This window comes from Pseudomonas sp., from assembly GCF_026224925.1.
GTDB lineage: Bacteria > Pseudomonadota > Gammaproteobacteria > Pseudomonadales > Pseudomonadaceae > Aquipseudomonas.
In genome coordinates, this window is sequence record NZ_JAMFRV010000374.1 from 1 (window position 1) to 9,779 (window position 9,779).

At 56.7% G+C, this 9,779-nt stretch carries 12 protein-coding genes; 8 read left to right on the forward strand and 4 right to left on the reverse strand.

Annotation, left to right across the window (positions count from 1 at the left end; all coding sequences use genetic code 11):
* The 3 genes from M0974_RS16415 to M0974_RS16425 all read right to left on the reverse strand — a co-directional run.
* Nucleotides 1-637, reverse strand: a 637-nt coding sequence (locus M0974_RS16415; RefSeq protein WP_297838812.1) for a collagen-like protein, incomplete at its 3' end; no start/stop codon positions are given.
* Nucleotides 630-905: a DUF1145 domain-containing protein gene (locus M0974_RS16420; RefSeq protein ID WP_297838840.1), complete on the reverse strand. Its 276-nt coding sequence runs from the start codon at nucleotides 903-905 to the stop codon at nucleotides 630-632. The genes M0974_RS16420 and M0974_RS16415, both read right to left, overlap by 8 nt.
* A gap of 277 nt (nucleotides 906-1,182) precedes the next feature.
* The gene (locus tag M0974_RS16425) at nucleotides 1,183-1,869 is read right to left on the reverse strand and encodes an OmpA family protein (protein WP_297838815.1); all 687 of its coding nucleotides are present in this window, start codon (nucleotides 1,867-1,869) and stop codon (nucleotides 1,183-1,185) included.
* Nucleotides 1,870-2,036: 167 nt separating this feature from the next.
* On the opposite strand from M0974_RS16425, the gene M0974_RS16430 reads away from it, so the two are divergent.
* Complete coding sequence (locus M0974_RS16430) at nucleotides 2,037-2,534, forward strand: DUF6231 family protein (RefSeq protein WP_297838817.1); 498 nt, start codon at nucleotides 2,037-2,039, stop codon at nucleotides 2,532-2,534.
* Between the two features lie 2 nt (nucleotides 2,535-2,536).
* On the forward strand, nucleotides 2,537-3,010 hold the full coding sequence (locus tag M0974_RS16435) for a YchJ family protein (RefSeq protein WP_297838819.1): 474 nt from the start codon (nucleotides 2,537-2,539) through the stop codon (nucleotides 3,008-3,010).
* 7 nt (nucleotides 3,011-3,017) lie between these two features.
* Here the strand turns inward: M0974_RS16435 and M0974_RS16440 are convergent, their stop codons facing one another.
* Nucleotides 3,018-3,557 (reverse strand): hypothetical protein, encoded by a 540-nt coding sequence (locus M0974_RS16440; protein ID WP_297838822.1) that lies wholly within the window; start codon nucleotides 3,555-3,557, stop codon nucleotides 3,018-3,020.
* 112 nt (nucleotides 3,558-3,669) lie between these two features.
* On the opposite strand from M0974_RS16440, the gene M0974_RS16445 reads away from it, so the two are divergent.
* From M0974_RS16445 to M0974_RS16470, 6 genes are all read left to right on the forward strand, one after another.
* Nucleotides 3,670-3,876 carry an SEC-C metal-binding domain-containing protein gene (locus M0974_RS16445; protein ID WP_297838825.1) on the forward strand — a complete coding sequence of 69 codons (207 nt, stop codon included), beginning with the start codon at nucleotides 3,670-3,672 and terminating at the stop codon, nucleotides 3,874-3,876.
* Between the two features lie 157 nt (nucleotides 3,877-4,033).
* Nucleotides 4,034-6,514 carry a penicillin acylase family protein gene (locus M0974_RS16450; protein ID WP_297838827.1) on the forward strand — a complete coding sequence of 827 codons (2,481 nt, stop codon included), beginning with the start codon at nucleotides 4,034-4,036 and terminating at the stop codon, nucleotides 6,512-6,514.
* 374 nt (nucleotides 6,515-6,888) lie between these two features.
* Nucleotides 6,889-7,671 carry a transporter substrate-binding domain-containing protein gene (locus tag M0974_RS16455; protein ID WP_297838830.1) on the forward strand — a complete coding sequence of 261 codons (783 nt, stop codon included), beginning with the start codon at nucleotides 6,889-6,891 and terminating at the stop codon, nucleotides 7,669-7,671.
* An 81-nt stretch (nucleotides 7,672-7,752) separates the two neighbouring features.
* Nucleotides 7,753-8,481: an ABC transporter permease gene (locus M0974_RS16460; protein WP_297838832.1), complete on the forward strand. Its 729-nt coding sequence runs from the start codon at nucleotides 7,753-7,755 to the stop codon at nucleotides 8,479-8,481.
* Nucleotides 8,478-9,188: an ABC transporter permease gene (locus tag M0974_RS16465; RefSeq protein ID WP_297838834.1), complete on the forward strand. Its 711-nt coding sequence runs from the start codon at nucleotides 8,478-8,480 to the stop codon at nucleotides 9,186-9,188. The genes M0974_RS16460 and M0974_RS16465 overlap by 4 nt, the downstream gene beginning before the upstream one ends.
* A gap of 9 nt (nucleotides 9,189-9,197) precedes the next feature.
* The coding region (locus M0974_RS16470; RefSeq protein ID WP_297838837.1) for a succinylglutamate desuccinylase/aspartoacylase family protein at nucleotides 9,198-9,779 on the forward strand (582 nt) is incomplete at its 3' end.

Here is a 9,779-nt window from a genome sequence, read left to right on the forward strand (position 1 = left end):
CCGCGGCACCCGCAACACCGCCAGCACCACCGTTGACCAGCACCTTGATGTGTTCAGCCGGGAACGCAGCGGGCAATTCGAGACGCACCATGGCGCCAGGCGCACCGTCGTGACCATTGCCGCCGTTATCGCCATTGAAGCCCTTACTGGCCTCCCCCCACATGCAGCCAGGGTCTTCACCGTTGGCACCATCCAGACCGAAATATCCGGGGGCACCTGAGCCTCCACGGGCGTCGACCGACAGCTCATCCGCCGTCAGGTTGTCCACGCGCAAGGTCAGATTACGACCCGGCAACGCTGCCTTGACGTAAGTCCCAGGCGCGCCACGGGCAGTGATTTGACTGCCAGAGGCCAGATCGCCACGGCCTACGACCATATGGAAAGCCTGTTCACTGGGGATGATTGCGATGCGCGCTTCATGACCCAGCACCAGCTCACCGACTTTTACTTCGTTGACGCCCGCAGGGATCAACAACGTGCCGTAATCGGCAACGACTAGGCGGTCCAACTGCAGGATGCTGGTAGTTCCAGGTAGACGCAGGAGCGAATGCGCCTCGACCGCCACTACCTGAGCCATGACCATTGGGGTGAACATCGCAGCGCTACACGCCACTGCCAGCAAGCGAAGGTTACGCATGAGCGATCTCCGCCTGGGAGCGGGAAAAAGTCTGCAGATGAAAAATGCCAAAGAGCAGTATTTGTCCGCGATCCATCCACGGGCGCATCCGTCCACGCAGGCTGCCGTTGAACAGAACCAGCTCCAGCAGATGGGTCAGCAACAGTAAGCTACCAGCCATGTTGATCAACAAATCAAAAGGGTTTGGCAATGCGAGCACCGTATTAACCAGCACCACCAGCCAGAAACCCAACGTCAGCACTTTCCCCAATCCCCAAAACAACTTCATTACATGCCCCTGGCGGTTATTTCTTTTGCGCACAGTAACGGCATCAGCGCGAATTTTGCCAGCGACCATTGAAAATTGTTCAGCTGCGCCGATTAGAGGCATTGTTCGATGCGATAAAAAGCCGAGCTGGCGTTTAACCACCGCCCGGCCAACGGGTCAGTACCACGGATGTTGAGGGTACGCTTGATAAACCAATGCCCTCGGGTGACCGACAAAGGCCGGCACCCAAGGGTTGCAACCACAACCGTTACCGCAAAAGCCGCATGTTTACAGGCTTTTATCGGTTGATTTTGATCTCTACACGACGATTCAATGCACGTCCTTCAGCTGTTTTGTTATCAGCGACGGGACGGCTTTTGCCCTCACCGACTACCGCGACAAAACTGCTGCGAGGGATGCCAGAACTGACCAAGTAGTTGGTCACAGACGTTGCGCGTTTTTGCGACAGGGTTTTGTTGTATTTTTCGCTGCCGACGCTGTCGGTATGGCCGCTGACACGTAATTGTGCACTCGGTGCTTCGCGTTTCAGGCGGGTACTGATCACATCAAGCTTCTGTTTATCAGCTGCGGTCAGCTGCGCCGAGTCGAATTTGAAGTACACGTCGTTGATCACGATGACTTCTTCTTTAACCACTACAACTTCTTCGACCACTGGAGCCGGAGCCACTGGCGCTGCCAGCGGGCAACCGTCGGCATCGACGCTCACACCTGCAGGCGTTCCTGGACACTTGGCGTGGCTCTCCGACGCACTATCGCCGTGTACCCAGCAGTACGCCGCCCCCAGTCCACCACCGATCAACGCCCCCCAACCGGCATACGTGGCATTTTGAATAGCTCCTAGCCCTGCACCCGCCACCCCGCCGACTGCGGCACATTTAGGCCAATCGGTCTTTTGCAAATTCGCACAACCAGTCAACAGACTGGTCAGCAAGATCAAAGGTAACGCCACCCGAATCATGCTCATTGATTTATCTCCTATGGGATCGGTCCAAACCGATGCAATGGGAGTAAAGACCTGAGTTTCATAGATTGCCAATTAGCCATCATAAAAGCTGCCGACGAAGGTCTGCGCTCAGGGCTAGGCCATTAGGCCACGGCACGCTAGTCTTGCAGTTCAACTGAGGATTTTCGATGACTGATGGCTTTTCTACGCGGACACCGCAGCAGGCGCTGGCCGCTTTACTCGATCAATACGCGCCTAAGCGCTTGCTATTGATCGGCGCCGGAAGTTTCCCTGCGCTTGATGCGTTCCAGGAGGCGCATCCGGGCACTGAGCTTTCCCACGCCACGCCTGGCCCGCTGCCACCAGCGCTCGCGGCACAACGCTTCGACCTGGCGCTGGCCGTCAATTGCCTTGAGCATCTGCCCAAACGCACCGGCCTTGAACTGCTGGGTGGGATCCGTAACTTAAACGCCAGTCGTATTGCCGTGCTGGCCGATTTACACGCATGCGGTTGGCAGGACACCGACTTCTATTCACTGGCACTGCAGGCCAGTGAACGCTTTGCCCGAGACGAGCAGGTGTTGACGTTGTTTACTTACGACCTGCGTGAATACAAACAAGTACCTGACTGGCTGAACGCGAAGTTTTGGGCCAATCCGGAGAATTTTGGCAAGTATTGGTGGTAGCCATGACGAGTTCGATCTGCCCCTGCGGCAGCGGAAATTTACTGGACGCCTGCTGCGGGCACTATCACGCAGGCACTCCTGCCCCTTGCGCCGAGGCATTGATGCGCTCGCGCTACAGCGCCTATGTGCTGGGCTTGATCGATTACCTGGTAGACACCACGTTGCCGGCGCAAAAATCCAGCCTTGACCGGCAATCGATCAATGCCTGGAGTGCGCAAAGCACCTGGCTCGGGCTGGACGTGGAAAACGTCGAAGTGCTCGGTGGTAAACCCGAGCATTCATTCGTGACGTTTGTTGCGCGCTGGCACGATGGTGAGGGTGAGCACAGCCATCGCGAGCGCTCGGCGTTTGTGCAGAACCAGGGCCACTGGTATTTCATCGACCCTACCGTGCCGCTCAAGGCCGGGCGCAACGACGCGTGCCCCTGCGGCAGCGAGCAAAAATTCAAAAAATGCTGTGCGGGCTATTTGAAGTAAGCGCCGGTCAGCTACTGAGCTTTATATGTGAGGTGTCGGGCGCCGGTCGAGCGGGTGGTTTTTTGATCTGATCCATGTCGGCACCGACTGGCGCCAGGCTTATTTGTGAAAGGTCCAGACGCGGTGCGGGCACGGGTGCTTTCGGTTCCTGCAACGCGCTGCCGAGGTCGGCTATCGAGAAATCCGGCGCATCTACTTCCAGGAACGCTGCCATGTAAGCGTCCCTCGGTACGACTTGCAGCCTGCGATTAGTCTTTGGCGGAGGGTAGAAACCCGGTGAGTCGGGCGGCGGCGCCAGTTCTACTTCTTCCATCTCGACCTGCATATCGACCATTTCAGCCAACGCTCCGGCGCGCTCCAGCGTCGAGCGGTATTTCTCTGCTGCCGCTTGATCAAGGTTGTTTTTCAGCACCAGGCGACGGCCTGAAAACAATAAAGCGATGCGCTGGGCATCGGCCTGGAACAGTTGAGCCAGGTTTGCCTCGACCCGTTCACGTTGAGCACCGGGCACTAACTGTCCACTGAAGACGATTTCATAGAGGTTCATCGGCATCTCCTACGGCATAAGGCGCAAGTATGGCCGATTATTGTGTTTTCAATGCGTGCACCTGACACGTATTGACGAGATAATTCGCGGCAATTATTCCGGAGAGACTTTGATGAACCAGGAAACCCACGTTCACGGCCCTGACTGCAATCACGACCATGACCATCAACACCACGACCATCAGCACGCCCACGTTCACGGCCCAGACTGCGGCCACGCGCCCCAAGAGCCCGTGCGTAATACCCTGAAAGACGTTGGACGCAACGATCCTTGCCCCTGCGGTAGCGAGAAAAAGTTCAAAAAGTGCCACGGCGCTTGATTGATTGAATCCGTCTGTAGGAGCCAACTTGTTGGCTCCTACAGAGTAGTAAATCCGCTCATTAGCTCTATATAGCTCCGATAGCCGCTTGCATGGGGCGTGTCCGCTCTCTAACGTAGCGCCATCAAAAAACGTCACCCCCCGCAGGAGCTTTGCCATGGCCTCGCCAGCCCTTTTCAATTTTATTCCCCGGTTCGGCGTTGCCGCAGCAGTGGTCAGTGTCCTGAGTTTGAGTGGTTGCCAACTGGGAGGAGCTGGTAGCGATACGCTTCCCCCGACTACCGGCGTGTTCCCGATCAAAGGGTTGGCACAAAACGTTTCGGTCCGCCGCAACAGCCTTGGCATGCCGCTGATCGAAAGTAATACCTTCCACGATGCACTGTTCACTCTGGGCTATGTGCACGCCAGCGACCGTATCAGTCAGATGGTCAGCATGCGTTTGCTCGCTCAAGGCCGACTCGCCGAACTGGACGGTCCCAGCGCCCTGGAGATTGACCGATTCATGCGGTCGGTCAACCTGAAGAAAAGCGCCAGCGAGCTGTACAACAGCTCCTCGCCGCGGCTCAAGCGTTTCTTCGAGGTGTATGCGCGCGGCGTCAACGCTTACTTGTTCCGCTACCGCGACAAACTGCCAGCAGATCTGATGGCGGCTAACTATCACCCCGAATACTGGAAGCCTGAAGACTCTGCGCTGATCTTCAGCCTGCTGAACTTCGGCATGTCGGCGAACCTGCAGCAGGAGCTTTCATCCCTGGTGTTGGCGCAGAAAGTCGGTGCTGAGAAACTCGCCTGGCTGATCCCGACCTACCCCGATGAAGAGTTGCCGGTGGCCGAAACCGACAAACTCAAGGGCTTGAGTCTTGTGGGCCAAGCTCCTGGCCTCAATGAATTGAATAAAGTTGCCTTGCAGCTGTCCGACTTGAACATGCTCGGTGTCGCAGCCTCCAACAACTGGGTGATCACCCCCCAGCGTAGCCGCAGTGGCAAAAGCCTACTGGCCAACGACATGCACTTGCCTGCCACCCTGCCTTCTGCCTGGAGTTTTGTGCAGATTCGCGCGCCGAAATTCCAGGCGGCCGGGATGACCATCGCCGGTTTGCCACTGGTGATGTCCGGTTTCAACGGCCAACTGGCGTGGGGCATGACCGCGGCCATGGGCGACAATCAGGACGTGTTCCTGGAAAAGCTCAAGCGTGAAAACAACACGTTGCTCTACCTTGTCGAGGGTAAATGGCAGCGGGCTGCCGTACGCAACGAAACATTCTTCGTCAAAGGTGGGCGTCCGCTACGGGAAACTGTTTACGAAACGCGTCACGGTCCATTGCTCAACAGCGCATTCGGCGAGCGTAGCAACCCGGAGCAGCCGGTGCAGTTGAGCAACGGCCTCGGTCTGGCCCTACAAACGCCGGATTTTAAAGACGACAAGAGCATGGACGCGCTGTTCAATCTGTCCCGTGCGCAAAACGTCGAGAAAGCCTCGGACGCCATCCGTGAAATCCGCGCCATGGCCCTGAACATTGTGTTCGCCGATGCGCAGCACGTGGGCTGGCAGGTCACCGGACGCTTCCCGAACCGCCGCGAAGGCCTGGGTTTGCTGCCGTCACCGGGTTGGGACAGCCGTTATGACTGGGACGGTTTCGCCGACCCGATGTTGCATCCCTATGACCAAGACCCGACCCAAGGCTGGATCGGCACGGCCAACCAACGCACCATGCAGAAAGGCTATGGCATGCAGTTGTCCAACTCCTGGAATTACCCGGAGCGCGCCGAACGCATCGCCGAACTGGCAAACAGCGGTAAGCAAGACAGCCGCAGCATGATTGCCATGCAAAATGACCAGACCACGACCTTTGCCGCCAAATTGAAAAAGATGTTCCAGGCGCCAGGCATGGTTCAGCCACTGAAAAAGGCGATCGAGGCACTGCCCGCGGCTGATCGCGGCAAAGCGCAAGAGGCCTTGGCTCGCTTGATGGCGTTCGATGGCAAGCTGTCCGCGAGCTCTTCCGACGCAGCGATTTATGAGCTGTTCCTGCAGGAAAGCGCCAAGCAGATCTTCCTTGATGAGCTAGGTCCAGAAACCAGTCCGACCTGGAAAGCGTTTGTCGAAAACGCCAACTTCACTTACTCGGCCCAGGCCGATCATTTATTGGGTCGCGAAGACAGCCCGTATTGGGATGACATCAAGACGCCACAAAAGGAAGACAAGCCCACTATTCTCGCCCGCAGCCTCGCCGCAGCGATTACCGCAGGCGACAGCCAGTTGGGTGCTGATCACAAGGGCTGGCAGTGGGGCAAATTGCACCGCTACACCTGGACCGCGCAAAACGGCTCAATGGCCAATCGCAGTCCGATCCCGGCCGGTGGCGATCACAGCACCATCAACTCGGCGGCCTACGCTTGGGGTGAGAACTTCGACACCGCCTTGACCCCTGCTCTGCGGATCATTATCGATTTCGGTCAACCTGAACCGATGATGGGCCAGAACAGCGCAGGCGAATCCGGCAACCCCGCCAGCCCGCATTACGCCGACGGTATCGACCCTTGGCTCAAAGGCCAATACACGACCATCCCGATGCAACCGCAGAATCTGGAAAGGGCCTACGGCAAGGAACGGCTGACGCTGACGCCAGGCCGGTGATCGAGGCCCAGGCCGATGCCTGTCGGCCCTACAGGATTTGCTCAGCTGATGTATACGCGCTATTTTGGTGCGCTAATTTAAGCGCGCCCACTTTTGGAGCGGGCTGATTCTCTGTAAGAGCCAAATTGGTGGCGAAAGGTCTAATACGGCGTATCAGGCATTACGCCTCGCGAACAAGTTCGCTCCTACAAAGGTATTGTTACGCCCGGCTAGAGCATTTACTCGCTTAAGTCATCATTGCGACAACTCTGTACATTTAAAACGCACGTTCGTCTCTTTGGTTCAAATATTGCTATCTTCTTGCCGTCTGGCGCTTGCCGGTAGCAATAGATTCGCGTGTTCCCAACGCTCATTTTGGTTTTAAGGACTGATCAATGAAAAAAGCATGGCTGACCCTTTCCGCATTGGCTATTTGTCTAGCCGCTGGTAATGCAATGGCCAAGGAATACAAGGAATTGCGCTTTGGCGTCGATCCTTCTTATGCACCTTTCGAATCGAAAGCAGCCGATGGCAGCCTGGTAGGCTTCGATATCGATCTGGGCAACGCGATTTGCGCCGAGCTGAAAGTTAAATGCAAATGGGTTGAAAGCGATTTCGACGGCATGATCCCAGGCTTGAAAGCTAACAAGTTCGACGGCGTTATCTCGTCGATGACCGTTACAGAAGCCCGCGAGAAGGTTATCGACTTCTCCAGCGAGCTGTTCTCCGGCCCAACATCGTTGGTTTACAAGAAAGGTTCGGGCATCAGCTCTGACGTTGCTAGCCTCAAAGGCAAGACCGTTGGTTATGAGCAAGGCACTATTCAAGAAGCCTATGCCAAAGCCGTTCTGGACAAAGCTGGCGTGACCACCAAGGCCTACGCTAACCAGGATCAGGTTTACGCTGACCTGAGTTCCGGTCGTCTTGATGCTTCCGTACAAGACATGCTGCAAGCTGAATTGGGCTTTCTGAAGTCGCCGGCCGGTGCTAACTACGAAGTCTCCAAGCCAATCACAGATCCACTGCTGCCAGCTAAAACTGCAGTCGGTATCTCGAAAGGTAACAAAGACCTCAAAGCCCTGTTGGATAAAGGTATCAAAGCGTTACACGCTGACGGTAAATACGACGAAATTCAGAAAAAGCACTTTGGTGATCTGAACCTGTACAGCGGTAAATAACATCCCGACGCCCATCGACTTCAGGTGAACATCCATCACCCGTTTCGATGGGCGTTTTTTTGACCGCAAAAGGTTCGATTCATGCTCGACGAATGGCTGCAATACCTTGGCTTGTCCGCCCTCAGCTTGCGAGGCTTCGGCCCCCTGCTACTTCAGGGAACGTGGATGACCATCCAATTAGGAATTCTATCGCTGCTGGTCGCCGTCATCCTCGGTTTGATCGGCGCTAGCTGCAAACTGTCAAGCCTGCGGGTGCTGCGCATTCCGGCACAGATCTACACCACCTTGATCCGCGGCGTGCCAGATCTGGTGCTGATGCTGCTTATTTTCTACAGCCTGCAAACCTGGCTGACCAGCCTCACCGAGGTGATGGACTGGGATTACATCGAAATCGACCCGTTCGCCGCCGGAGTGATCACCCTGGGGTTCATCTATGGGGCCTATTTCACCGAGACTTTCCGGGGTGCGATTCTTTCCGTGCCTCGTGGTCAAGTCGAAGCGGCTACCGCCTACGGCCTGAGCCGCAGCCAACGGTTTCGCATTGTGGTGTTCCCACAAATGATGCGCTTCGCCCTGCCGGGCATCGGTAACAACTGGATGGTGATCCTTAAAGCCACCGCACTGGTGTCTATCATTGGCCTCGCCGATCTGGTCAAGGCTTCGCAAGATGCCGGCAAAAGCACCTACGAGCTTTTCTACTTCCTGGTCGTCGCCGCGCTGATTTACTTATTGATCACCAGCGTCTCAAACGTTGTCTTGCGCTGGGCCGAACGACGTTATGCCGCTGGCAGCCGGGAGGCAAAACGATGATCGAACTTCTCCAAGAATACTGGCGGCCTTTCCTTTATAGCGACGGCCAGCACATCACCGGGCTGGCGATGACCATGTGGCTGCTCAGCGCCTCGATCGCCATCGGCTTTGTGGTATCAATCCCGCTGTCCATCGCCCGGGTCTCGCCCAGGTTCTGGGTCCGCTGGCCGGTACAGTTCTATACCTATCTGTTCCGTGGGACGCCGCTGTATATCCAACTGCTGATTTGCTACACCGGCATCTACAGCATCGCCGCGATTCGCGCCCAACCGTTGCTCGACATGTTCTTCCGCGACGCAATGAACTGCACGATCCTGGCGTTTGCCCTTAATACCTGCGCCTACACCACGGAGATCTTTGCCGGGGCAATCCGCAGCATGAACCATGGCGAAGTCGAAGCGGCCAAGGCCTTCGGCCTCACCGGCTGGAAGCTTTACGCCTATGTGATCATGCCCTCAGCCCTGCGCCGTTCGCTGCCGTTCTACAGCAACGAAGTGATTCTGATGCTGCATTCGACCACCGTGGCGTTCACCGCGACCGTGCCGGATATTCTCAAAGTCGCGAGGGACGCTAACTCGGCTACCTTCATGACGTTTCAGTCCTTTGGTATCGCCGCGTTGATCTACTTGACGGTAACGTTTGCGTTGGTCGGCCTGTTCCGACTGGCAGAACGCCGCTGGCTGGCGTTCCTTGGCCCGGCTCACTAGGACCTATTTATGCGCCACCATACCCACGACATACTCGCTCCCTTGCCGGGCACCGCACGGCAAATCCATAGTTTTCACTACGGCCCCGAGAATACGGGCCGCAAAGTCTATATTCAGGCGTCGCTGCATGCCGATGAATTGCCGGGCATGTTGGTGGCCTGGTACGTCAAACAGCGTCTGGCAGAGCTAGAAAGTGCCGGTCGGCTGCTGGGCGAAGTCGTAGTAGTCCCCGTGGCCAATCCCATCGGCCTCGAACAGGTCATGATGGATATCCCACTGGGCCGCTATGAGATGGAAAGCGGGCAGAACTTCAACCGGCGCTTCGTGGACCTTAGCCAACAGGTTGGGGATGACGTCGAAGCCCAATTGGGTGACGACCCACAGCACAATCTCGCATTGATCCGCAGCAGCCTGCGCGCCGCATTGGCGTCACACGTCGCCAGCACGCAACTGCAGTCCCAGCGCCTCACCCTGCAAACCCTCGCGTGCGATGCCGACATGGTGCTGGACCTGCACTGCGACTTCGAAGCGGTAGAGCACCTTTACACCACACCGGAAGCCTGGTCGCTGGTCGAGCCGTTATCACGTTAC

Bases quoted from the DNA above. Each gene is read 5' to 3' on its own strand.
- M0974_RS16460 (WP_297838832.1), top strand. From the start codon at position 7,753: ATGCTCGACGAATGGCTGCAATACCTTGGCTTGTCCGCCCTCAGCTTG.
- M0974_RS16425 (WP_297838815.1), bottom strand. From the start codon at position 1,869: ATGAGCATGATTCGGGTGGCGTTACCTTTGATCTTGCTGACCAGTCTG.
- M0974_RS16430 (WP_297838817.1), top strand. From the start codon at position 2,037: ATGACTGATGGCTTTTCTACGCGGACACCGCAGCAGGCGCTGGCCGCT.
- M0974_RS16445 (WP_297838825.1), top strand. From the start codon at position 3,670: ATGAACCAGGAAACCCACGTTCACGGCCCTGACTGCAATCACGACCAT.
- M0974_RS16465 (WP_297838834.1), top strand. From the start codon at position 8,478: ATGATCGAACTTCTCCAAGAATACTGGCGGCCTTTCCTTTATAGCGAC.
- M0974_RS16440 (WP_297838822.1), bottom strand. From the start codon at position 3,557: ATGAACCTCTATGAAATCGTCTTCAGTGGACAGTTAGTGCCCGGTGCT.
- M0974_RS16435 (WP_297838819.1), top strand. From the start codon at position 2,537: ATGACGAGTTCGATCTGCCCCTGCGGCAGCGGAAATTTACTGGACGCC.
- M0974_RS16455 (WP_297838830.1), top strand. From the start codon at position 6,889: ATGAAAAAAGCATGGCTGACCCTTTCCGCATTGGCTATTTGTCTAGCC.
- M0974_RS16450 (WP_297838827.1), top strand. From the start codon at position 4,034: ATGGCCTCGCCAGCCCTTTTCAATTTTATTCCCCGGTTCGGCGTTGCC.
- M0974_RS16420 (WP_297838840.1), bottom strand. From the start codon at position 905: ATGAAGTTGTTTTGGGGATTGGGGAAAGTGCTGACGTTGGGTTTCTGG.